A 23,739-nucleotide genomic window follows, 5' to 3' on the forward strand; every position below is an offset into this window, starting at 1 on the left:
GCGGATCAGGTCAGCACCTCCGTCAACACGGGATTGGCGGTGGCGAACTGCGTCCGGTACAGCTGGGCGTAGCGCCCGCCGCGGCCCAGGAGTTCGGTGTGGTTGCCGCGCTCGACGATTCGGCCGTCCTCGATCACCAGGATCAGATCGGCCGCACGGATGGTGGACAGCCGGTGCGCTATCACGACGGCCGTCCGACCCTCGAGTGCCTCGCCGAGTGCTTCCTGGACCGCTGCCTCCGACGTCGAATCCAGATGTGCGGTGGCCTCGTCGAGGATCACCACGCGCTGCTGCGCCAGCAGCAACCGGGCGATGGTCAGGCGCTGGCGTTCACCTCCGGACAGTCGGTAGCCGCGTTCGCCCACCACGGTGTCGAGGCCGTCGGGTAGCGACTCGATCAGTTCGGTGAGGCGCGCCCGGCGCAACACCTCCCACAGTTCGTCCTCGGAAGCCCCGGGGCGGGCCAGTAGCAGGTTCGCCCGAACGGACTCGTGGAACAGGTGACCGTCCTGGGTGACCATTCCGACGGTGCGCCGGATCGAGTCGGACTTCAGGTCGCGCACGTCGGTGCCGGCCAGCAGCACCGCACCGGAATCGGCGTCGTAGAGGCGGGGGAGCAGGCTCGCGATGGTCGACTTGCCCGCACCGGACGACCCGACGAGCGCCACCATCTGGCCGGGTTCGACGCGGAACGAGACGTCGTGCAGGACGGTGGATCCGCCGCGGGTGTCGAGTGTCGCGACCTCCTCGAGCGACGCGAGGGAGACCTTGTCGGCCGCGGGGTACGCGAAGCCCACGTTCCGGAACTCCACCGACACCGGACCGGACGGCACCTCGACCGCGTCGGGCTTGTCCGCGATGAGCGGCTTCAGATCGAGGATCTCGAACACGCGCTCGAAGCTGACCATCGCGCTCATGACGTCGACGCGGGCGCTGGCGAGCGACGTGAGGGGCGAGTACAGCCGGGTGAGCAGCAGCGCCAGCGACACCACGGCGCCGGCCTCGAGCTGGCCGCGCAGCGCGTAGAACCCGCCCAGACCGTAGACGAGGGCGAGCGCGAGAGCCGACACCAATGTGAGGGCGGTGACGAACACCGACTGCAGCATGGCCGTGCGCACGCCGATGTCGCGCACCCGGCGGGCGCGAACAGCGAACTCGGCGGACTCGTCGGCGGGCCGGCCGAACAGCTTGACCAGGGTCGCGCCGGGTGCCGAGAACCGCTCGGTCATCTGGGTGCTCATCACCGAGTTGTGGTTGGCGGCTTCGCGGTTGAGCCGGGCGAGGCGCGCGCCCATGCGCCGGGCCGGCAGCACGAACACCGGCAGCAGCAGTAGCGACAGGAGCGTGATCTGCCACGAGATCCCGATCATCACGACGAGCGTGATGACCAGGGTCACGAGGTTGCCGACCACGCCGGACAGCGTGTCACTGAAGGCCCGCTGCGCGCCGATCACGTCGTTGTTGAGCCGGCTGACCAGCGCGCCCGTCCGGGTGCGGGTGAAGAAGGCGACCGGCATGCGCTGCACGTGGTCGAACACCGCCCGGCGCAGGTCGAGGATGAGGTCCTCGCCGATGCTCGCGGAGAGCCAACGGGTGACGATCGCCAGGCCCGCCTCGAGCAGCGCGATCACCGCGATCAGCAGTGCCAGACGCACCACCACCGAGGTCTCGTCGCCGGCCACGATCGCATCGACGACGCGGCCCGCGAGGATCGGCGTGGCCACCGCGAGGGCGGCAGTTACGACGCTCAGCACCAGATACCACGCGATGTGGCGCCGGTGCGGCCGCGCGTACCCCCCGACGCGCCTTAGTGTCGCCCGCGAGAACGGCCGACTGTCCTGTTGCGCGTGCATCGCGTTGTACATCGCGTTCCACGCGGTGACTTCCATGCTCATGGTGTGCACCCTCCCGTCGCCCGGTCACGCTACGACCGGGGTACGACACGACGGTAAGACCTCGACAATGGTTGAGGTCAATGAGTGAGCGGAAGCCTCAGGTCAACGGGCGACGTCGACCACCAGGCGCGTGGGATTGTCCAGCGTGTACACGCGGTAGTCGGCATCGGGACGGGAGAGCCCGATCAGGGTCTGGTTCGTGCCCTCGAAGATGCCGGCGTCACGAACCTCGGTGACGATGCCGCCGGGTGCCGCCTCGAGCGGGTTGGGGCCCGAGTACTCCTCGACGCCGGTCGCGTACGGCATCGACGCACCGGTGATCATGACCTGCAGTATCGCCTGACCGCTCACGGCGAGCGGGTTGCCACTGCCCTGCTGGTTGGCGGTGGAGACGATCTCCGAACGCCAGCCCGGGGTGCCGGTTCCGCCGAACTCGAACACGACCCGGTCGAAACCGTCGTGGGTGCCGATCCTCATGTCGCTGATCGTGAGCGCCGCATCCTCGGACGCGGTGCCGGTCTGGGCGTCCTGCGCGGTGGGCGCCGCGGTCAGTGTGCCCTCGTCGGCGGCCAGCGGGGCGGCCTTGACGGGCGAGGACGTCGACGTCGACGCGGTGATCGACGTCGAGGAGGCGGTGGGCTCCGAATCGGTACTGGAGCAGCCGGCCAGAGCGATCGCCGCGAGAACGACGGAGGAGATTGCGAGCGTGCGGCGGGACCGAAGGTACGTCATGAGTGGCGATGGTAGGGCGGGCCTGCGACACCGTCGCGGTCCGACGCGGCGTCGTGTCCGTTTCGGTATGTGACGTCCGACGCGTTCAATCGCCGGCGAGGGCGTCGCGCAGATACGCCAGGTCGTCCGCGATTCCGTCCGCCGGCGTCTCGAGGACGACGGGGGCGCCGGCGGCGGACACCACCGCGGTGAGCATCGCGGGGTCGATCAGGCCGGTCGTGAGGTTGGCGTGCCGATCGCGCGCGGAGTCGAACTCGTCACGGGAGTTGTTCAGATGCACGAGGTCGATCCGGCCGGTGATCGCCTTGACCCGTTCGACGATGCCGAGCAATTCCTCGCCGCCCGCCCACGCGTGACACGTGTCGAGGCAGAACCCGGCGTCGAACTCGCCGATCGCGTCCCACAGGCGCGCGATCGCGTCCAGATGGCGGGCCATCGCGAAATCGCCGCCTGCGGTGTTCTCCACCAGGATCGGTACCGGGAAGCCGCCCTTGTCCTGCTGCCGTTCGAAGAGCTTGCGCCAGTTCGCGATTCCGGCGGCCGGATCCTCGCCGTCGCGCACGTGACCGCCGTGCACGACCAGTCCCACCGCGCCGATCTCGGCGGCCGCGGCGGCCTGGTCCGCCACGGCCTTGCGGGACGGCATGCGCAGTCGATTGTTGAGGCTCGCGACGTTGATGACGTACGACGAGTGCACGACGACGTCGATGGGGCTGGCCAGGATCCGATCGGTCTGCGGGTGCCGCTCCGGCTTGTCCCACTTCTGGGGGTCGGTGAGGAACAACTGGACGATGTCGGCACCGAGACGCTCGCCGGCCCCGATGGGGTCGGCGTCCTGCCGGACATGGGCTCCGATCCGCATGACGTCGAGCGTAGCGGTGGAGCGGTCCCGATCAACGGGAAACGCGACCCGACGGCCGTCCGTTCCTGGTTGTGTGTCGGTCGGCACATCGAATACTGCGGGAGATTGAAACCACATGGGCAAGCTGGACGGAAAGGTCGCACTCATCACGGGTGCCGGTCAGGGAGTCGGTCAGGGCGTCGCGTTCGCGCTCGCGAAGGAGGGCGCGCGGATCGCGGTGTCGGGCCGGACCGAGTCCAAGCTGATCGAGACGTGCGAGCAGATCGCGGCGTTCGGCGGGATCGCCGAGCCGGTGGTCGCGGACGTCTCGGACGCCGACGACATCGCGCGTTCGGTCGAGACGACCACCGCGCTGTTCGGCGGCGTCGACATCCTGGTCAACAACGCGAGCCTCAACCCCCTGGGGCCGATCAACGAACTGAAGGCGGACATTCTCGAACGCGCCTACACGTCGGGTCCGATCGCGGCCCTGCGCACGATGCAGGCCTGCTACCCATCCATGAAGGAGCGTGGCGGCGGTGCGATCGTGAACATGGTGTCGTCCGTCGCAATGCGCTGGGACGCGAGCGGGTACGGCGGGTACGCATCGGTGAAGGAAGCGGTGCGGTCCCTCACCCGCGCGGCGGCGTGCGAATGGGGTGTCGACAACATCCGGGTCAATGCCGTTGCTCCGCACGCCATGTCGCCGGGCTTGCAGCGTTGGGCCGACGCGCGCCCGGAGGAGGCCGCGGCATTCGTCGCGAGCATCCCGATGCGCCGCATCGGTGACCCCGAGACCGACATCGGTAACGCGGTGGCGTTCCTCGTCGGCCCGGATTCGGCCTACCTGACGGGTGCGACCATCCCGCTCGACGGCGGCCAGGCCCGCTGGTCGTGACCTCGGTCAAGCGGGCGTTCGCGTTCGCCGACGTACTCGGTGCCGTCGACGTCGGTGGCCACTCGGCCGTCGACGTCCACCGTCCCGGCATCTTCCGCGCCAATTCGGTTGCACCGCAGTCGGACGACGTGGCGCTGCGGACCGTCGTGTGGTCGTGGGGCGATGCCGCGGTCGACGTCGGTGTCGAACCGGATGCGGTCTTGACGCTCGCCGAGTCGGTCCGCTGGGACCGCCGCGACGCCGGTGCAACCGCGGCCGGTGCGATCAAACAGGTGTGTTTCGTCGCGCGCCGCGCCGACGTTCCGCGCGCCGAGTTCGAGCGGCGCTACGCCGCGCACGCCGACATCGCGCGGGTGCATCATCCCGCGGTCAGCAGGTACGTGCAGAACCTCGTCGTGGAAGCCCACGGCGCCGGCGCGATCGAGGCGATCTCGGAACTGTGGTTCGACACCGTCGACGACTACCGCCAGCACTACTACGCCGGGCCCGGCAGCCCCGACGTCGTGCGAACGGACGTCGTGGACTATCTGGACTTCACCAGGGGTTTCAACGTGATGATGGAGCCCCGGCGCCGGTAACTCGAACCGCCCCCGGCGCCTCCCGGTGCGTGTGATGATGGGAATCTCACGCGCATCGGGAGGACCCCGTCATGGCTGCGGATTTCACGGGCACGGGTTTCACGGGCAAGGACTTCACCGGCAAGGTCTCGGTCGACATCCGGGACTCGACGCCGGACTGGGCGCCGTTCGCCGAGCCCCGTGCGCCCGAAGGCGCACCCAACGTCCTGTACCTGGTGTGGGACGACACCGGCATCGGGACGTGGGACCTGTACGGCGGTCTGGTCGAGATGCCCAACCTCAGGCGCATCGCGGATCGCGGTGTGCTGCTGAGCCAGTTCCACACGACCGCCCTGTGTTCGCCGACCCGGGCTGCGCTGCTGACCGGCCGGAACCCGACGTCGGTGGGCATGGCGACCGTCGAGGAGTTCACCGACGGATTCACCAACGCGAGCGGCCGGATCCCCGCCGACTGCGCGCTGATGTCCGAGGTGCTCGGTGAACGCGGCTGGAACACCTACGCGGTCGGCAAATGGCACCTCACGCCGCTCGAGGAATCCAATCTTGCTGCGACGAAGCGTAATTGGCCGCTTTCGCGGGGTTTCGAGCGCTTCTACGGATTCCTCGGCGGCGAGGCCGACCAGTGGTACCCCAACCTGATCTACGACAACCATCCGGTGGAGCCGCCGTACACGCCGGAGGACGGGTACCACCTGTCGAAGGATCTGGCGGACAAGTCGATCGAGTTCATCCGCGACTCCAAAGTGATCGCACCTGACAAACCGTGGTTCATGTACCTGTGTCCGGGCTGCGGCCACGCGCCGCACCACGTGTCCCGGGAATGGGCCGACCGTTACGCGGGACGGTTCGACATGGGGTACGAGAAGTACCGCGAGATCGTCCTGCAGAACCAGAAGGACCTCGGGCTGGTCCCGGCCGACACCGAGTTGTCTCCGATGAACCCCTACGCCGACGAGGTGAGCGCCGACGGGCTGCCGTGGCCTCCGCTCGACACCGTGCGTCCGTGGGACTCGACGAGCGACGACGAGAAGCGGCTGTTCTGCCGGATGGCGGAGGTGTTCGCCGGCTTCCAGAGCTACACCGACGCGCAGATCGGCCGGGTTCTCGACTACCTGGAGGAATCGGGCCAGCTCGACAACACGATCGTGGTGCTGCTCTCCGACAACGGTGCCAGCGGCGAGGGCGGACCCAACGGTTCGGTCAACGAGTACAAGTTCTTCAACGGCTACCCCGACGAGGTGGAGGACGGGCTCGCGAAGATCGACGAACTCGGCGGGCCCGAGACGTACAACCACTACTGCCTGGGCTGGGCGATGGCGTTCAACACCCCGTACAAGCTGTTCAAACGGTACGCATCGCACGAGGGCGGGATCGCGGACCCGTGCCTGATCTCGTGGCCGGCCGGTATCGCCGCGCGAGGCGAGGTCCGCGACCGCTACGTGAACGTCTGCGACATCACCCCCACCGTCTACGAACTGCTCGGCATCGACCCGCCGCTGCTGGTCGGCGGCGTCCCTCAGCGTCCCCTCGAGGGAGTGAGTTTCCGTCCGATCCTCGACGATCCCGACGCGGCCACCGGTAAGACGACCCAGTTCTACTCGATGCTCGGCACCCGCGGGATCTGGCACGACGGTTGGTTCGCGAACACCGTCCACCCGGCCGCGCCGTCGAACTGGTCGCACTTCGACGACGACCGCTGGGAGTTGTTCCACATCGAGCGCGACCGCAGCCAGGTCCACGACCTCGCCGCCGCACGTCCCGACAAACTCGACGAGATGCGGGCGCTGTGGTTCGCGGAGGCCGACAAGTACGGCGGTCTACCGCTCAACGACCTGGACATCCTGTCGGCGTTCCTGCGCTACCGGCCCTATCTCACGGGGGAGCGGGCGTCGTTCGTGTATTACCCGGACGCCGCGGTGGTGGGCCCGGGGGCCGCGCTCGAGATGCGGGGCAGGTCCTTCTCGCTGCTGGCGGAGGTGACCGTCGAGTCGGCCGACGACGTCGAGGGCGTGCTGTTCGCGCACGGCGGCCGGCTGGGCGGGCACACGCTCTTCGTGCAGGACGGCCGACTCACGTACGTCTACAACTTCCTCGGTGAGGAGGAGCAGGTCGTCGTGTCGACCGAGAACGTCGCCGCCGGCTCCCACGTCCTCGGGGTGCGGTTCGAGCGCACCGGCGTCGGTGACGACGGGTTCACGCCGCTCGGAGACGTGACCCTGCACATCGACGACCGGGCGGTGGGATCGCGCTCCGGGGTTCGCATGCAGCCGGCGATGTTCTCGGGTGTCGGCGAGGGCATCCGGATCGGACGCGACCCCGGTCAGTCGGTGTCCGCGGCGTATCGCGCCCCGTTCCGGTTCCGCGGCGGAACCATCGCGAAGGTCGTCGCCGACGTGTCCGGAGAGCCCTATCTCGACATCGAGCGTGAGATCGCGCGGGCCTTCTCGCACGACTGAGGGCTGCGCCCTGTGCGCCTTTCTGGTGGGGCCGGCCACCAGAAAGGCGCACGGGCGGCGAAGCCGCCCAAGATCAGGGAAGACCCCGATGGTTTCTGTCGTGTCCACGGGTGAGGATGGTGGGCATGCCAACCGAAACCGAGATGCCCACCGAAACCACAGTGGCCGCCCGCGCGGTCAACCTGACGAAGGTCTACGGGTCGGGGGACACCCAGGTCCACGCGCTCGCGGGCGTGTCCGCGGAGTTCGCGCGGGGGGAGTTCACCGCCATCATGGGGCCGTCCGGCTCCGGTAAGTCGACGCTCATGCACTGCCTCGCCGGTCTCGACGCCGCGTCGTCGGGTGCGGTGCTGATCGGTGCCACGGATCTGACCACGCTCTCGGACAAGCAGATGACGCAGCTGCGCCGCGACCGGATCGGGTTCGTGTTCCAGGCGTTCAACCTGGTGCCGACGCTCACGGCACTGGAGAACATCACGCTGCCGCTGGACATCGCCGGCCGGAAGGCCGACCAGCAGTGGCTCGACACCGTGGTCGATCGGTTGGGTCTGCGCGACCGCCTCGACCATCGCCCCGGTGAACTGTCTGGTGGTCAGCAGCAGCGAGTCGCGTGCGCGCGGGCGCTCGCGGGGCAGCCGGAGATCATCTTCGGTGACGAGCCGACCGGCAATCTCGATTCGCGTTCGTCCGGGGAGGTGCTCTCGATCCTGCGAGCGGCGGTCGACGAGTTCCACCAGACCGTCGTGATCGTCACCCACGATCCGCGGGCCGCGAGCTTCGCCGACCGCGTGGTGTTCCTGGCCGACGGGCAGATCGTCGACGAATTGCGCGAGCCGACCGCGGAGTCGGTGCTCGACCGCATGAAGAACCTCGAGACGGTCTGACGCCATGGCCGTGACCAATTCACCGATGCGCAAGGTGTCGTTGCGCAACCTCGCCGCCCACAAGGTGCGGCTCGTCCTGACCGTGCTGTCGGTCGTGCTCGGCACCGCGTTCGTCGCCGGCTCGTTCGTGTTCACCGACACGCTGCAGAAGACGTTCGACAGCATCTTCGACGGCACCGCGCAGGGCGTCGACGTGCGGGTCAGCGCCGTCGAACAAGGTTCGAGCGGCGTCCCGATCGCGGACGTCGACACCCTCCGCAACATCGACGGTGTGCGGGCCGTCGCGCCGTCGGTGGGCGGACAGGTGGTCGTCCTGGACTCGGCCGGAAAGCCGATGCAGAACGGCGGTGCCCCGAGCATCGGGGCGTCGTACCTCCCCCCGGAGCAGACGCTCGGCGAGCCGACGAAGTTCGTTGCCGGCACCCCGCCGGAGCAGGCCGGTCAGATCGCGCTCAACGAGAGCGCCGCTACCCGCGCCGGTCTCGACGTCGGCTCGGCCACCCGGGTGCTGACGATGCGCGGCTGGAGCGACGTCACCGTCGCCGGGATCTACGCACCGGAGACCGACACCGGCGGATACGTCGGGGCGCTGTTCACGGATCCGCAGGCCCGTGAGCTGTTCACCGACGGCAGCCACGTCGGCTACATCGACGTCGCCGGCACCGGGGCGTCGCAGGGCGAGCTTCGCGACCGGATCGCGGCGGCCCTGCCCGACACCAAGGTGCAGACCGGCGCCGAAGTGAAGCAGGAGACCAAGGACGAGATCGGCGAGGCCCTCAGCTTCGTCAACTACTTCCTGCTGGCGTTCGGTGCGATCGCGCTGCTGGTGGGCACGTTCATCATCTACAACACGTTCTCGATGATCGTGGCGCAGCGGCTGCGCGAGTTGGCGCTGCTGCGTGCGATCGGTGCCAGCCGCAAGCAGGTCGGTCGCTCGGTGGTGTTCGAGGCGCTCGTCGTCGGAGCCATCGGCAGTGCACTGGGCCTGGCGGCCGGCGTCGGCCTCGCGTACGGCCTGCGCAGCCTGCTCAATGCCTTCGACCTGGGCCTGCCCGAGGGGTCGCTGCAGGTCGCGCCGCGCACGATCGTCGTCGCGCTCGTGCTCGGCATCGTCGTCACGGTCGTCAGCGCCTACGCGCCGGCCCGCCGCGCGGCGAAGGTGCCTCCGGTCGCGGCGATGCGCGAGGAGTTCGCGTCCACCGGCGACACGCTGAAGGTCCGCACGCTGATCGGTGCGATCGCGGCGGTGCTGGGTGTGCTCGCCCTCGTCGTCGGCGCGCAGTCCACCGGTGGTGGTGCCGCGGCGATCGTCGGACTGGGCGCCCTCGCACTCGTCCTCGCGGTGCTGCTCGCGGCACCGGCGCTGTCCCGCCCGATCGTCGGCGGGCTCGGCGCGATCTTCGCGAAGCCGTTCGGCCCGGTGGGGCGTCTGGCGCGCACCAACGCGGTCCGCAACCCGAAGCGCACCGCCGCGACCGCGTTCGCGCTCACCCTCGGCCTGATGCTGGTGTCGGTGATCGGCGTGTTCGGCGCGTCGGCCAAGTCGAGCGTGAACTCGCTCGTCGACAAGGGCGTCGAAGCGGACTTCGTGCTCACCGGACCGCAGGGCATCGGGGTGCCGGCGGGCGCGGCGGGCGCCGCCGGCCGCGTGAACGGTGTGGCCGAGGCCGTCTCGCTGCACGGGGTGGCCGCGAAGATCGACGACGAGGACGTCTTCGGCACCGCACTCAGCGGGCCCCCGGACGGCGTGCTCGACTACACGATGAAGGAGGGCTCCGCTTCCGTCCGTGGCACCGACATGATGGTCAGCGAAAGCGAGGCCACCGACAACGGCTGGAAGCTGGGTACGCCCGTCACCCTCACCGATCGTGACGGAGAACAGACGACCGTCACGGTGACCGGCATCTACGAGGACAACCAGCTTCTGGGTCCGTGGATGGTGTCGGACGAGGTCTATCAGGCGATGACGCCGACGAACATGCGGGCCGAATGGGCCGTGCTGATCAAGGCGACCCCGGGCGCGGACCTGACCGCGATGGCCACCGACCTCGCCACCGCGACGGACCCGTTCGTCGTCGTGCAGGTCCAGGACCGGGAGCAGTTCAAGGGTGCGCAGGGCCAGCAGATCGACATGCTGCTCTCGGTGCTCTACGGGCTGCTGGCACTGGCCGTCGTCATCGCGATCCTGGGCATCGTGAACACCCTCGCGCTGTCGGTGGTCGAACGCCGCCGGGAGATCGGCATGCTCCGCGCAGTCGGAATGCAGCGGGCCCAGGTGCGCCGCACGATCTACCTCGAATCGGTGCTCATCGCGGTGTTCGGTGCGCTGGTGGGCGTGCTGCTCGGTGTCGTGTTCGGCTGGGGCTTCGTACGCACTCTCGCCGACCAGGGGCTCGACCAGATCTCGGTGCCGTGGGGGCAGGTGCTGGCGATGCTGATCGGCTCGGGTGTCGTGGGTGTGTTGGCCGCGCTGTGGCCGGCGTCCCGCGCCGCGCGGACGAAGCCGTTGGAGGCGATCTCCGACATGTAGGCGGTCGTGCTCCGGCAGGAACAGCAGACGGTACCTTCGCGGCCTCGGCGGCGAAGGTACCGTTTTCGCGTGAGCAACCTGCAGGAGATCGGTGACCGCGACGGCTGGCGATGCTGGCTGTGCGACGAACCGGTCGACCCCGACATGTCCGTCAACGATCCGCGCGGCCCGAGCGTCGACGGCGTCGCGACCGCGAAGAAGAGCAAGGCCAAAGCGGTCCAGGAGCGCCTCGCGCACCGGGCGTGCAACACCAGGAAGGGGGCGGTCAAGCCCGTCGTGCCGTGGCCCGACCACCTCTTCGTCGTCGACCCCGCGCCGATCGTCGGCGTCGTGGAACAGTTGGGCCGCAAGGGTGGTCGGGTCGCGGTGGCCCGCTGCCCCGGCGAGTCGGACGCCGAGGCTGCCGGCGAATGGTTGGTGGACCGGCTGTCCCGGTTCGCCCCGGATCTCGATGTCACCACCCGCATCGACGCGGGTGGCGGCGGGTACCTGCTGGTGCTCGAGACTCGCTGACCGCGCCGGGGCCGGACCGGGCAGCTGCGGTCACTTCCGCTGAGACGGCGCCGACCGTGACCTCCACGGCTCGCCGGACAGCCGCGGAGAGATGAACCCCGAACCCCACGTCGTCACTCGACGTCGCGTACACGATCACCCGTTTCGGTGCGGTACCGAGCACCCGCGCGAGGGCGAGCGCGGCCGCGACGTCGACGCCGTGAGTGTCCAGCGGGCCGGGGGTGTCGTCGAGGGTCCACCGGCGCACCCGGCCCGGGGGGAGCAGTGCGGGCACGACGAGATCGACGACGATCGCCAACCGCGCCCCGGCCCAGACGTCGAGCAGGTCGGCGGTGTCCGTGACGGTCGTGACGGGGATCGTGACCGGAATCCGTGCGCGCAGTGCCCGCGCCACAGCGGGACCGAAGCCGTCGTCCCGCCGGTACTCGTTGCCGAGCCCGACGACGACACCGCCCGGCCCGGTCACCGACGTGACACCCGCAGATCGAGGAAGTGCGTAGCGCACGAGATGCAGGGATCGTGGTTCCGGATGATCCGTTCGCACAGCGCGGTCAGTTCCTGATCGGAGAGCCCCAGATGCTCGCCGATCCGGGCGGTGAGATCGGCCTCGATGACGTCCTGGTTCTGTGCCGTGGGGGGAACGATGTCGGCCGAGCGGATCGTCCCGTCGGCGGCGAGTTCGTACCGGTGGTACAGCAGTCCCCGAGGTGCCTCGCTGACGCCGTGCCCGGTGGCTGCGCGCGCCGTGACCGGTGCGCACGGCGGGTCGGGACGTTCGTAGCCATCGATGATCCGCAGCGCCTCCTCGATGGCGAACGTCACCTCGACCGACCGAACGACGATGCTGCGGAACGGGTTCCGGCATTCCCGGCCGAGTCCGGCCGCGCTCGCCGCGTCCCGTGCGGCGCCGGTCAGTTGTCCGCTGTTGAGGGAGTACCGGGCCAGCGGCCCGGTCAGGTACGGGGCGCCGTCGAGCCGGGCGTGCAGTGCCGTCGACTCCGGGACCTGGCGCTCGCGCACGTGGTCGCCGAACTCGGCGGCGGGAAACCGGTCGCCGGCGCTGGTGCGGACCACACCGTCCTCGATGGCGTAACCCGCATCGTCGTGCAGCGCCGCCAGAACCGGATCGAGGTGCACGTCGGGGAAGTCGAACCCGGCAACCCACCGGACGGTGTCGAGCGCGTGGTCGAGGGCGCGCCGCAGCGTCCGGGCGAGCGGGGCGAGCTCGTCCCGGGTGGGTGCCCGATAGAACCCGCCGACGCGCACGTCGACCGGATGGATCGGACGTCCCCCGATCGTCTCGAGGATCGCGTTGCCGGCCTTCTTCAGCGCGAGCCCTCGTTCGACGGCGGCGCGGTCACGGCGGGCGAGTTCGATCGAGTCCGCGACCCCCAGGAAATCCGGTGCGTGCAGGAAATAGATGTGCAGTGTGTGGGAGGCGATCCACTCGCCGCAGTACAGCAACCGGCGCAGCGCCCGCACCCGCGGATCCACGATCGCGCCGCACGCCTGCTCGAGAGCGTTGCACGCGCTCACCTGATACGCGACCGGGCAGATTCCGCAGATCCGGGACGTGATGTCGGGTGGCTCCCGGAAGTCGCGGCCACGAAGAAGAGCCTCGAAGAACCGGGGCGGTTCGTAGATGTCGAGTCGCGCGTGTTCGACCGCGCCCGACCGGACGGTGACGTCGAGGCGGCCCTCGCCCTCCACCCGGGCCAGGGCCCGGACGGTCAACCGCCGCCGTTCGGCGTCGTCGGGAGGGCCCGGAGCGTCAGCGGCCATGTCGTCGCCCCTCCGCGAATCCTGGGGCGGCGACGTTGAACGTCGAGAAGACCCGTCCGATGCCGGCGTCGTCCATGCCGCAGCGGCGCAACCATCCGGCCAGCGACGAGATGTTCGGATTCTCGGTGGGACCGAAACAGCCGTAGCAGCCGCGGGAATGGGCCGGACACAGTGCGCCGCAGCCGGCATGCGTGACCGGGCCGAGGCACGGTGTGCCGTCGGCGACCATGACGCACGTCAATCCACGCCTCTTGCATTCGTTGCACACGCTGGTGTTCGGCACGTCGGGGTGGCGTCCGGCCAGGAAGGCTGCGATCACCTCGAGGAGCTGCCGCCGGTCGATGGGGCAGCCGTGCAGCTCGAAGTCCACCCGCACGTGTGCCGAGATCGGAGTCGACGTCGCGAGGGTGTCGATGTACTCGGGGCTCGCGTACACCGCCGCCGCGAATTCGGCGACGTTGCCGAAGTTGCGCAACGCCTGCACCCCGCCAGCGGTCGCGCACGCGCCGATGGTGACCAGGTGTTCGGAGGCGTCGCGGATCCGGTGGATGCGTTCGACGTCCTCCTCCGTGGTCACCGATCCCTCGACCAGGGACAGATCGTAGGGCCCCTCGACCCTCGCACTCGACAGCTCCAGGAAGTGCGCGATGTCGAGTTCTTCTGCCACCGTGAGCAGTTCGTCCTCGCAGTCGAGCAGGGACAGCTGGCATCCGTCGCACGACGCGAACTTCCACACGGCCAGGGTCGGCCGCGGTGTCCGGGGGCCGGGCGCAGAACTCATCACAACTCCTTCGTGTGGAGGAGCGGGCCGGCGACGGCGTAGTCGACCACCGGTCCGTCGCGACACAGCAGCAGCTCCCCGAGCTGACAGTGTCCGCACACGCCGGCCCCGCACTGCATGTTCCGTTCGAGCGACACCTGGATGCGTCGGCGGTCCACCCCCCGGCCCTCGAGGACGCGAACGGCGAACCGCATCATCGCCTCGGGTCCACACACCAGGGCCCGGGTGCGCGCAGGTTCGAGCGTCAGGCGTGCGAGAGCCTCGGTGACGAACCCGACCGGACCGTTCCAGTCCCGGGCAGGTTGATCGATCGTCACCACGACGTCGATTCCGGCGGACCGCCACCCGTCGAGCTCACGACGGTAGAGGATCTCGCCCGGGCTGCGGGCCCCCACCACCAGCGTGACGTTGCGGTGTCGCTGTCGGTGCGCGACGGCCGCGAGTACCGGTGCTCGCACCGCCGCGAGACCGACACCGCCCGCCACGATCACCAGATCACCCCCCGCGGAATCGCCCAGCTCCCAGGTGGTTCCGAACGGCCCGCGCGCACCGACGACGGTGCCGAGGGGCGCGTCGTGCAGCGCCGCGCTCACCGGCCCCACGCGCCGGACCGTGTGCACCAGGATGCCGTCGGCCCGGTTCGGGTCCCCGCACACCGAGATCGGAATCTCGCCGATCCCGGGCGCGCACAGCATCATGAACTGTCCCGGCCGGAAGCGGGGCAGCGCGGAGGCCGTCGGTTCCAGTTCGAGCGTGACCGAGTCGTGCGTCTCGACGGTCCGGCGCACCACCCGGTGCGCGGTGGGAACCGACGCCGACGACGGGGCCGTCACGACGCGCCCGGGTTCGCGTAGAGGTCGAGCAACCGGGCGCGTGTCGCCTGCAGCCGATCGAGCAGCAGACCGGACATCGCCCGTACGACCGCGTAGCCGAAAGCGGGGTCGCGTTCGGCCGCCTCCTGCAGGTCCGCGACGTCGAGTTGCAGCGCCTCGGTCGACTGTGCCGCGCGCGCTCCGAAACTCCACACCCGCGGGGGCTGCAACCAGGACCAGCCCAGCACGTCGCCGCCGCCGAGCGTCTCGATCACCACGTCACCTCGGCCTGGCACCGCCGTGCTCAGCAGTACCCGCCCGCTTCGGAGCACCCAGCAGCGCCGGGCGGGCTCTCCCTCGTGGAAGACGATCTCGTCCGGCACCCAGAACGCGGGAGTGGACAACTCCGCGAGCCGGGCCCGCGCCGCATCGGACAGGCCCGGCAGCAACAGCGGTCCCGTCACGGCCCGGGCCCCCGGTCCTCCGGGTCGAAAGCCGGCAGCGCGCCGGTGAGCCGCGCGGCCTCGGCGGTGATGTCGATCCCGACCGGACACCAGTCGATGCAGCGCCCGCAGCCCACGCAGCCCGACGAACCGAACTGGTCGAACCAGGTGCCGAGCTTGTGGGTCATCCACTGGCGGTAGCGTGCCGCGCCGCTGGTGCGCACGTTTCCGCCGTGCAGGTGGGAGTAGTCCAGTTCGAAGCACGAGGCCCACCGTTGCCGCCGCTCGGTGCCCTCGCCGCCCAGTTCGCTCACGTCCTCTGCGGTGGTGCAGAAGCAGGTGGGACACACCATCGTGCAGTTTCCGCAGGTCAGGCACCGGTCGGCGACGTCGTCCCACACCGGCTCGTCGCGGGCCGCGCGCAGCAGAGCCCGCAGATCCACGTCGGGCATGGCGCGCCCCATCCGTCCCCGGGCCTCGTCGACGGCCGCGCGGGCGCCGGCGGTGTCGGCCGCGTCGGCGGTGGCGTGCGGGATGCGCGCGAGCAGGTCGGCCCCGGCTTCGGTGCCGACGTCGACGACGAACCGGTGCCCGGCCTCGTCGATGCGTTCGGTGAGCGCGAGGTCGTAGCCGCCGCCCACGTCGGGTCCCGTGCCCATCGACGCGCAGAAACACACCCCGCCCGGCTCGATGCAATTGACGGCCACGATCACCAGATCCGCCAGGACGCGCGCGGTGACGCTGCCCGGATCGGCGCCCAGCACCGTGCCGAGGGTGCGGATCGCTGCGAGATCGCAGCCGCGCACCCCGACGAACGCGAATCGTCGGTCCGCGGGTTCCGGGGCGGAGAACGTTCCACCGCGCTCGGACCACAGCACCTGCTTCGCCGGGTGGACGAATGTCTTCCACGACATCGGCCCGGCCGAGTGCGAGAACACGGCACCGTCGCCGCGGCGCTCGAGTCGGTACTCGCCCGGCGCGGTCCGCACACCCCACCCGTCGGGAAGATCCGCACCGGATTCGAGGTCGCCCAGGACGACGGCGCTCTCCCGCACCGTCGGACCCACCACGCAGCGTCCGTCGTCGCGCAGTACCCGGATCAGGTCGTCGAGACCGTGTCTGTCGACGACCACCGTCTCCATCGGGTTCATGACACTCCTCCCGTCCATTGGTTCAGGTCCGTCCCTGCGTGTGAAGGGCCCTTCGGCCCTGTTCGCGGTTCCGCGGGCCACTCACGATCGGATGGGAGGATGCGGGCGCCGACCGTCCGGGTCCGAGGAGGCGCCTTGCGATGCCGGCGATCGTCACACTCACCATGAATCCGGCAGTGGACATCTCCACGACTGCCGAACGGGTGCGGACCACCGACAAGGTCCGCTGCGGCGAACCGTGCTACGACCCCGGCGGCGGGGGCATCAACGTCGCCCGCATCGTGCGGGTCCTGGGCGAAACGGTCGTCGCGGTGTTCCCGGTCGGATCGGCCACCGGCGCGGTCCTGGGCGCGCTGCTGGACCGGGAGGGCGTGTGGAACCGCCGGGTTCCGATCGCCGGCGCCACGCGCGAGAGCTTCACCGTCGACGAACGTTCCTCCGGTGAGCAGTATCGGTTCGTCCTGCCGGGCCCGCACCTGAGCCGTGTCGAGCAGGAGCAGTGCCTGTCCTCGTTCGCGGAAGTGGCCCGAGACGCCAGGTACGTCGTCGCAAGTGGATCGCTGCCCCCGGGTACCTCTCCGGACTTCTACGATCGGGTGGCTGCGACGGCGCGCGACGTCGGTGCGCGATGCCTGCTCGACACTTCTGGAGAGTCGTTGCGGCACAGCACTTCCGGCGTATACCTCCTCAAACCGAGCATTCGTGAGCTGCGGGAGCTGTCCGGGCGGAGCCTGGGGCAGGAATCCGAGCAGATCGCCGCGGCCCGCGGACTGGTCACCGCGGGACGGTGCGAGGTGGTGATCGTGTCGTTGGGCGCGCGGGGCGCCCTGATGGTCACGCAGAGCACCGCCACCCGATTTCCGGCGATCCCCGTCGCGGTGCGCAGCGGAGTCGGCGCCGGGGACGCGATGCTCGCGGGAATCGCCGTCGGCCTCGTCCGCAACCGGTCCCTGCACGACGCGGTGCGCCTCGGGATCGCCGCGGGGGCCGCGATGCTCACCACCCCGGGCACCCGTGCCTGCCGCCGTGAGGACATCGAGGCGTTCTACGACGGCGGCGCGGGTGTGTCCGTGGACTGCGAACCCGTGGACTGCGAACCCGTGGACCGTGACCCGGTGGAACCCGGCCCCGCGGAATCCGGAGCGGACGATGGCGAGAGCCTCCGCTACTGAACTCGCTCGCGACACCGCGGCGTCCGGGCTCACCTCCACCGCCGCGGCGGACCGTCTGCGCGCGGACGGACCCAACGTCCTGCCGATCGCCCGTCCGGCGGCCGCGTGGCGCAAACTGCTGGCCGAACTGACCCACTTCTTCGCGCTCATGCTCTGGGTGGCGGCCGTCCTGGCGTTGTTCGCCGGCATGCCGCAACTGGCGGTCGCGATCGTCGTGGTGATCGTCGTCAACGGCGTCTTCGCGTTCGTGCAGGAGGAACGGGCCGAGAAGGCGTCGGAGCGGCTCCGGGACCTCCTGCCGTCGGCGGTGACCGTCCGTCGCGACGGCGAAGCGCGCAGCGTGGACGCCTCCGAGGTGGTGGTGGGCGACGTCCTGGTGCTGTCCGGTGGAGACCGGATCCCCGCGGACGGCACGCTGATCGTGGCCGACGATCTCGCGGTGGACGAATCGACGCTGACCGGCGAGAGCGAGCCGGTGCATCGATCGGCCGGGGCGGGCGTGTCGGCCGGGACCTACGTGGTGTCCGGACACGGGGAAGCGGTGTGTACCGCAACAGCCTCCGACACCCGGTTGGCCGGCATCGCGGCCCTGACCGCAGGTGTTCGTCGCCCTCGGAGCCCGCTCGCCGCGGAACTCCATCGCGTCGTGCGGACGATCGCCGTTCTCGCCGTCGTCGTCGGTTGCGGCTTCTTCGCGTTGTCCCTGGCGGTCGGGTCCACGGCGCACAACGGGTTCCTGTTCGCGGTAGGCGTCACCGTGGCGCTGGTTCCCGAAGGGCTCCTGCCGACGGTGACGCTGTCGTTGGCCATGGGTGCCCAACGGATGGTGCGTCGCCACGCGTTGGTCCGTCACCTCGAAGCGGTCGAGACACTGGGATCGACCACGGTGATCTGCACCGACAAGACCGGGACCCTGACCCAGAACCGCATGACGGTGGTCGAAGCGTGGACGCCCGCCGGGACCGTCGCCGTCGTGGGCGAGGGGTACGAGCCCACCGGTCAGGTCTCCGGACCACCCGCCGCGCGCGAGGCCGCGCAGCACGTCGGGCAGGTCGCCGTCTCCGCTTCGCAAGGGGGGATCGTTCGTGACGGCGGTACCTGGACGGTGGTGGGCGACCCGATGGAGGGCGCGATCGACGCGTTCGCCCGCCGCACGACGGGCCGGACCGACCCGGTCCGCCTATCCGCGGACCGTCGCTACGCGTTCGATCCCCGGCGGCGTCGCGAATCGGTGGTGTGCAACCACGTCCTGATGCTCAAGGGCGCGCCGGATTCCGTTCTCCCGCTCTGTGCGCACCCGGACTCCGCCACGCTCGACACCGCACGCCACGTCGTGGAGGAGATGGCGGGGCGGGGACTGCGGGTGCTGGCGGTGGCGCAACGGGACCTGTCGGCGACCGCGGCCACGCGCGCCGGGGACGCCGGATCGGTCGCGACGACGGAGCGGGACTTGACGCTCCTCGGTCTGTTCGCGATCGAGGACCCACCGCGGCCGACCGTCGCCGACGCGCTCGAGGCCACGCGCCGCGCCCACATCAAGGTCGTCATGCTCACGGGTGACCACCCTGCGACGGCGGTCTCGGTGGCGCGGGAGATCGGGTTGGTGGGCTCCGGGGGCGATCCCGTGGTCGTGGAGGGACGCAACCTTCCCGCCGACGACGAGGCTCTCGGCCGGTTGCTGGACCACGACGGAGCCGTCGTCAGCCGGGTCTCACCCGAACAGAAGCTGGCGGTCGCCCGCGCGTTGCAGGCCCGCGGGCACGTCGTCGCGATGACCGGTGACGGCGTCAACGACGGTCCCGCACTGCGCGAGGCGGACATCGGTGTCGCGATGGGCAGGGGCGGCACCGACGTGGCCCGTGCGGCTGCGGATCTGGTGCTGCTCGACGACGACTTCTCCACGATCGTCGCGGCTGTCGAACAGGGGCGCGCCACGTACGCGAACATCCGGCGATTCCTCACGTACCACCTGACGGCGAACGTCGCCGAACTCACCCCGTTCGTGGTCTGGGCGTTGTCCGGAGGCCGAATCCCGCTCGCGATCGGCGTCCTCCAGGTGCTCTGCTTCGACATCGTCACCGATCTACTGCCTGCGCTCGCCCTCGGTGGGGAACCGCCCAGCAAGGGCGTGATGGAACGTCGCCCGGAGCGTCGCCACCTCATGGATCGTGCACTGCTGACCCGGGTGTTCGCGGTGCTGGGTCCGGTCGAGTCGCTCACCGAGATGGCGGCCTTTCTCGCCGTGCTCACGATCTCCGGGTGGCATCTGGGCGGTGGGGCACCCGGCGGAAGTGCCCTGGTCACCGCGTCCGGTGCGGCGTTCACGGCAGTTGTCCTCGGCCAGATCGCGAACGCCTTCGCGTGTCGCAGCGCTACTCGACCGGTGTGGCAGTTGGGTTGGTTCGGCAACCGGATGCTGGTGTGGGCGGTGGTCGCGGAGTTCGTCATCCTGATCGGCCTGCTGACGATCGGTCCGGTGGCGGCGGTGCTGGGTCAGTCGCCCCCGTCGACGGCCGGCTGGACGATCGCCGTCGCGGGGATGCCCGTGTTGCTCGCGGTCGACTACTGGAGCAAACGGATCCGTGCCCCCGGGTGAGGTTCGCTCAGCGGGGCAGTCGTGGGGTGAGACCGCTGCACGCGTCCAGACCCGACCGGGCGGCCAGTACGGCGGCCTGCGCGCGCCGCTCCACACCGAGCTTCTCGAGCAACCGAGACACGTAGTTCTTCACCGTCTTCTCGGCGAGGAACATCCGTGCAGCGATCTGACGGTTGGTGAGGCCCTCGCCGAGCAGCGCCAGCAACCTGCGTTCCTGCGCCGTGAGTTCGCCGGGGGCGCCGGCCTGTCGTGTGGGCGTCACCGGAAACGGAATCTCGTGGCCCGCACCGACCTCGCGTACGGCCTGTACGAGTTGCATTCCGCGAATGTCCTTGACCAGGTAGCCCTTCGCGCCCGCGGCGACCGCTTCCCGCACGGCGCGTTCGTCGGGGAACGCGGTGATCATCAGGCAGCGCAGATCCGGCATGTCGGCCCGCAGTTGCCGGCAGACATCTATGCCGCTGCCGTCGGGCAGGCGGACGTCGAGCAGCACGACGTCGGGGTGGAGTGCGGGGATTCGCGCGAGTGCCTGGGAGCGGCTCTCGGCCTGGCCGATCACCCGCATGTCGTCGTCGGCCTCGAGCAGTTGGGTGAGACCGCGGCGCACCATCTCGTGATCGTCGACAAGGAACACTGTGAGCATCTTCGGCACCTCCCGGGTGCGTACGACCTGATGGTACGACGATCCGCCGCTCGACAAGCCTTCTCGGGACTTCCGGCCCTACCGAACCGCTCTTCGTTCCCACTCCTCCCATATCTCCCAGGGCGCGATCTCCCAGGGCTCGCGGTCGCGGTACGGCCGAGGACCTTGGGCCCTGTCCGACCGCCCGCCACAGGTGTTTCCTGGGAAGGGACAGGACACCGCACCCTCGTCGAGGAGCGAAGATGACTGCGCAGCCGGCCCCGGACACCCGACCGCGGTGTACCGCGTCGATCGACCGACTCGGACCGGCGGACGCCCGCTCCGTGGGTGGCAAGGCCGCCAATCTCGGCGAACTCAGTCGCGCGGGCTTCCCGGTACCGCCGGCTTTCGCGATTCCCGCCCAGGCGTATCTCGAGGCCGTCGACGCCGCGGGAATCCGAGGGGAGCTCGTCGAACGCAACGCCGCTGCGCGGTCGAAGAATGACGCGGTCCTCGCCAGGGAATCGCGGGAACTACAGGATCTCGTTCGGGGCGTGGCCCTGCCCGACGACATGCGCGCACAGATCTGCGGGGCCTACGCCGATCTCGGCTCGGACGTTCCCGTCGCGGTGCGGTCCTCGGCGCCCGCCGAGGACGCCGCCGACACATCCTTCGCAGGCATTCACGAGAGCTACACCGACGTCGTCGGCGACGAGGCCCTTATCGACGCCGTGCGAGCGTGCTGGGCGTCGTTGTGGACTCCGAGAGCCCTGACGTACCGCAGTCTGCGCGGCTACACCGACGAGCCGTCCATCGCGGTCGTCGTACAGCGCATGGTGCGCTCGGACCGTTCCGGGGTCGCGTTCACGGCCGACCCCCGCACCGGCAACCGGGACCGGATAGTCGTCGAGGCCGCGCTCGGGCTGGGGGAGGTGATCGTCGGCGGACAGGTCGAGCCCGACACCTATGTGGTGGACAAGGACGGTCCGACGCTCACCGACAAACACATCGGCGCGCAGGCGTTCGCCATCCGACCGGGTCCCGACGGCGATCGGCGGGAGGAGTTGACTCCCGACGAGCGCACCCGGCAGGTGCTCGACGCGGAACAGGTGCGGGAGATCGCGAAGATCGCCGCCGCCGTGGAGCGGCACTACGGCGCACCCCAGGACCTCGAGTTCGCGGTCGAGGACGACCACGTGTGGCTCGTCCAGACGCGACCGATCACGACGTTGGGAGACGCCGACGGCGTGCCGTCCGCCGATCCCGCCGGTGGAACCGGGACACCACTCGTCCGCGGTCTCGGCGCCGGTCCGGGCACTGCCACGGGTACCGCCCGGGTACTGACCGCGCTCGAGGACTCCGGCCGGCTCGGCGACGGTGACATCCTCGTCGCACCGATGACCCGTCCCGACTGGCTGCCGGTGCTGCGCCGGGCCGCCGCGATCGTGACCGACGGCGGGGGAGTGACGTGCCACGCGGCGATCGTCGGGCGCGAGCTCGGACGCCCCGTGGTCGTCGGCACCCACGACGCCACGCAGGTCGTCACCGATGGCACCGTGATCACGGTCGACGGCGACAGCGGGGCGGTGTACGCCGGGGCGGCGACGTCGTCCCGCCCCGCTCGCACCGAGCCCGCCGTTCCCACCGCGTCCACTCGAGCCGTGTCGGAGCCGACGGCCACCGCGCTGTACGTCAACCTGGCGACGCCCGAGGCCGCCGAGTCGGTGGCCGCCTCCGACGTCGACGGGGTGGGCCTGCTGCGCGCCGAGTTCATGATCACGGGCGCGCTCGGCGGCAAGCACCCGACCGCTATGGTCGCCGCGGGGCGACGTGACGAGTACGTGGACGAGATGGCCGCCGGTGTGGAGCACATCGCCGGCGCCTTCGCGCCGCGGCCGGTGGTCTACCGGGCGGTGGACCTACGCTCGAACGAGTTCGCCGAACTCGAGGGCGGCGACGTCGAACCCGACGAGGACAACCCGATGATCGGGTACCGCGGTTGCTTCCGGTACGTGCGCGATCCCGACCTGTTCGCGCTCGACCTCGACGTTCTGCATCGCGTGCGGAAGCACCTGCCGAACGTGCACCTGATGATCCCGTTCGTGCGCACCCGCTGGGAGCTTGCCGAATGCCTCGCCCAACTCGACGCGCATCCACTGGGCTCCGACCGCCGCATGCACCGCTGGATCATGGCGGAGGTGCCGTCGGTGGCGTACTGGATCCCCGAGTACGCCCGCCTCGGGATCGACGGGGTGTCCATCGGCAGCAACGACCTCACCCAGTTGATGCTCGGGGTGGACCGCGACTCCGAGGTCTGCAAGGACCTCTTCGACACGATGGATCCGGCGGTACTCGATGCGATCGACCGGATCATCGATCGCGCGCGGCGGGTGGGTATGACGACGTCCCTGTGCGGTCAGGCGGTCTCCACCGATCCGGGGCTCGCCGAGCATCTCGTTCGTCGGGGTATCACTTCCGTGTCGGTCACCCCCGACTCCGCGGTCCGTACCCGCCGCGTCGTCGCTGCGGCCGAGCGGCGGATCCTGCTCGATCACGCGCGCACCGCCTCGGCTGTGGAGTGAGCAGCGCCTAGTGAGCAGCGCCTCGGCGCCGACAGTGATGCCCGTCAGTCGCCGGACTTGACCTCGATGCTCCGTGCGCCGGATCCGGACGTCGACAGACCGACGGTCACCTCGAGGATCCCCTTTGCGTAACTGGCCTCGACCCGGTCCTCGTCGGCATTGGCCGGCAGCGTCACGGATCGGTTGAACGATCCGTAGGAGAACTCCGAGCGGCCGCTCTCCGATCGCTCCTCGGTGCGTTCGGCCTCGATCGTCAGTCGTCCGTCCTCGACGCTGACTTCGATGTCTTCCGGGTTCAGTCCGGGCAACTCGGCACGCAGAACGTACTTGTCGTCCTCGACGCGGTCCTCGACTCGAATCAGATTGCCGCCGAACGGCGGACGGAACCCTGTGACGGGTAGGGCATCGAACAGTTCGGTCAGGTCGGGGAAGACCGACCGGCGGCGGGCTGGAACGTCGGACATGACCACT

The 23,739-nt window shown here is 69.9% G+C and carries 20 protein-coding genes; 9 read left to right on the top strand and 11 right to left on the bottom strand.

Annotation, left to right across the window (positions count from 1 at the left end):
- Positions 1-5 precede the first annotated feature (5 nt).
- From C7H75_RS08440 to C7H75_RS08450, 3 genes are all read right to left on the bottom strand, one after another.
- Positions 6-1,895, bottom strand: coding sequence for an ABC transporter ATP-binding protein (locus C7H75_RS08440; RefSeq protein WP_106851207.1), 1,890 nt, complete (start codon positions 1,893-1,895; stop codon positions 6-8).
- A 102-nt stretch (positions 1,896-1,997) separates the two neighbouring features.
- A complete protein-coding gene (locus C7H75_RS08445; protein WP_106851208.1) occupies positions 1,998-2,627 on the bottom strand; it encodes an AMIN-like domain-containing (lipo)protein in 630 nt (209 codons plus the stop codon).
- 85 nt (positions 2,628-2,712) lie between these two features.
- Positions 2,713-3,489, bottom strand: coding sequence for a deoxyribonuclease IV (locus tag C7H75_RS08450; protein WP_013415443.1), 777 nt, complete (start codon positions 3,487-3,489; stop codon positions 2,713-2,715).
- Between the two features lie 115 nt (positions 3,490-3,604).
- Between C7H75_RS08450 and C7H75_RS08455 the strand changes: the two genes are divergently transcribed.
- The 6 genes from C7H75_RS08455 to C7H75_RS08480 all read left to right on the top strand — a co-directional run bounded on the left by C7H75_RS08455 (position 3,605) and on the right by C7H75_RS08480 (position 11,327).
- A complete protein-coding gene (locus C7H75_RS08455; protein WP_106851209.1) occupies positions 3,605-4,366 on the top strand; it encodes an SDR family NAD(P)-dependent oxidoreductase in 762 nt (253 codons plus the stop codon).
- A complete protein-coding gene (locus tag C7H75_RS08460) occupies positions 4,363-4,944 on the top strand; it encodes a hypothetical protein (protein WP_022594931.1) in 582 nt (193 codons plus the stop codon). The genes C7H75_RS08455 and C7H75_RS08460 overlap by 4 nt, the downstream gene beginning before the upstream one ends.
- Before the next feature lie 71 nt (positions 4,945-5,015).
- Positions 5,016-7,400 carry a sulfatase-like hydrolase/transferase gene (locus tag C7H75_RS08465; RefSeq protein WP_106851210.1) on the top strand — a complete coding sequence of 795 codons (2,385 nt, stop codon included), beginning with the start codon at positions 5,016-5,018 and terminating at the stop codon, positions 7,398-7,400.
- A gap of 116 nt (positions 7,401-7,516) precedes the next feature.
- Positions 7,517-8,284, top strand: a complete 768-nt coding sequence (locus C7H75_RS08470; protein WP_005514369.1) for an ABC transporter ATP-binding protein — start codon at positions 7,517-7,519, stop codon at positions 8,282-8,284.
- Between the two features lie 4 nt (positions 8,285-8,288).
- Positions 8,289-10,814 carry an ABC transporter permease gene (locus C7H75_RS08475; protein ID WP_106851211.1) on the top strand — a complete coding sequence of 842 codons (2,526 nt, stop codon included), beginning with the start codon at positions 8,289-8,291 and terminating at the stop codon, positions 10,812-10,814.
- 69 nt (positions 10,815-10,883) lie between these two features.
- The gene (locus C7H75_RS08480) at positions 10,884-11,327 is read left to right on the top strand and encodes a hypothetical protein (RefSeq protein WP_084867880.1); all 444 of its coding nucleotides are present in this window, start codon (positions 10,884-10,886) and stop codon (positions 11,325-11,327) included.
- Here C7H75_RS08480 and C7H75_RS08485 read toward each other — a convergent pair.
- Genes C7H75_RS08485 through C7H75_RS08510 form a run of 6 tightly spaced genes read right to left on the bottom strand, consistent with a single transcriptional unit; the run spans position 11,269 to position 16,296 of the window.
- On the bottom strand, positions 11,269-11,793 hold the full coding sequence (locus tag C7H75_RS08485; protein WP_159025979.1) for a hydrogenase maturation protease: 525 nt from the start codon (positions 11,791-11,793) through the stop codon (positions 11,269-11,271). The two genes, C7H75_RS08480 and C7H75_RS08485, sit on opposite strands and share 59 nt — an antisense overlap.
- Positions 11,790-13,109 carry a Ni/Fe hydrogenase subunit alpha gene (locus C7H75_RS08490; protein ID WP_064075866.1) on the bottom strand — a complete coding sequence of 440 codons (1,320 nt, stop codon included), beginning with the start codon at positions 13,107-13,109 and terminating at the stop codon, positions 11,790-11,792. The genes C7H75_RS08485 and C7H75_RS08490 overlap by 4 nt, the downstream gene beginning before the upstream one ends.
- Positions 13,099-13,890, bottom strand: a complete 792-nt coding sequence (locus tag C7H75_RS08495) for an NADH-quinone oxidoreductase subunit B family protein (protein ID WP_106851213.1) — start codon at positions 13,888-13,890, stop codon at positions 13,099-13,101. Before C7H75_RS08495 ends, C7H75_RS08490 begins: the two co-directional genes overlap by 11 nt.
- On the bottom strand, positions 13,890-14,723 hold the full coding sequence (locus C7H75_RS08500) for an FAD/NAD(P)-binding protein (protein WP_013415448.1): 834 nt from the start codon (positions 14,721-14,723) through the stop codon (positions 13,890-13,892). Before C7H75_RS08500 ends, C7H75_RS08495 begins: the two co-directional genes overlap by 1 nt.
- The gene (locus tag C7H75_RS08505; RefSeq protein WP_005514360.1) at positions 14,720-15,166 is read right to left on the bottom strand and encodes a Crp/Fnr family transcriptional regulator; all 447 of its coding nucleotides are present in this window, start codon (positions 15,164-15,166) and stop codon (positions 14,720-14,722) included. Before C7H75_RS08505 ends, C7H75_RS08500 begins: the two co-directional genes overlap by 4 nt.
- Complete coding sequence (locus C7H75_RS08510) at positions 15,163-16,296, bottom strand: 4Fe-4S dicluster domain-containing protein (RefSeq protein ID WP_394342302.1); 1,134 nt, start codon at positions 16,294-16,296, stop codon at positions 15,163-15,165. Before C7H75_RS08510 ends, C7H75_RS08505 begins: the two co-directional genes overlap by 4 nt.
- A 140-nt stretch (positions 16,297-16,436) precedes the next feature.
- Between C7H75_RS08510 and C7H75_RS08515 the strand changes: the two genes are divergently transcribed.
- Positions 16,437-17,468: a 1-phosphofructokinase family hexose kinase gene (locus C7H75_RS08515; protein ID WP_005514358.1), complete on the top strand. Its 1,032-nt coding sequence runs from the start codon at positions 16,437-16,439 to the stop codon at positions 17,466-17,468.
- On the top strand, positions 17,446-20,064 hold the full coding sequence (locus C7H75_RS08520; protein ID WP_081122942.1) for a cation-translocating P-type ATPase: 2,619 nt from the start codon (positions 17,446-17,448) through the stop codon (positions 20,062-20,064). Before C7H75_RS08515 ends, C7H75_RS08520 begins: the two co-directional genes overlap by 23 nt.
- A gap of 7 nt (positions 20,065-20,071) precedes the next feature.
- Here the strand turns inward: C7H75_RS08520 and C7H75_RS08525 are convergent, their stop codons facing one another.
- Positions 20,072-20,707, bottom strand: a complete 636-nt coding sequence (locus tag C7H75_RS08525) for a response regulator (protein WP_064058792.1) — start codon at positions 20,705-20,707, stop codon at positions 20,072-20,074.
- A 242-nt stretch (positions 20,708-20,949) separates the two neighbouring features.
- Here C7H75_RS08525 and ppsA point away from each other — a divergent pair, with 242 nt between their 5' ends.
- On the top strand, positions 20,950-23,268 hold the full coding sequence (gene ppsA, locus C7H75_RS08530; protein WP_106851215.1) for a phosphoenolpyruvate synthase: 2,319 nt from the start codon (positions 20,950-20,952) through the stop codon (positions 23,266-23,268).
- A 44-nt stretch (positions 23,269-23,312) separates the two neighbouring features.
- Here ppsA and C7H75_RS08535 read toward each other — a convergent pair whose 3' ends face one another.
- Complete coding sequence (locus tag C7H75_RS08535) at positions 23,313-23,732, bottom strand: Hsp20/alpha crystallin family protein (protein ID WP_005514353.1); 420 nt, start codon at positions 23,730-23,732, stop codon at positions 23,313-23,315.
- Positions 23,733-23,739: the final 7 nt, after the last annotated feature.

This window comes from Rhodococcus (subgen. Prescottella) equi, from assembly GCF_003013675.1.
GTDB classification, from domain to species: Bacteria; Actinomycetota; Actinomycetes; order Mycobacteriales; family Mycobacteriaceae; genus Prescottella; species Prescottella equi.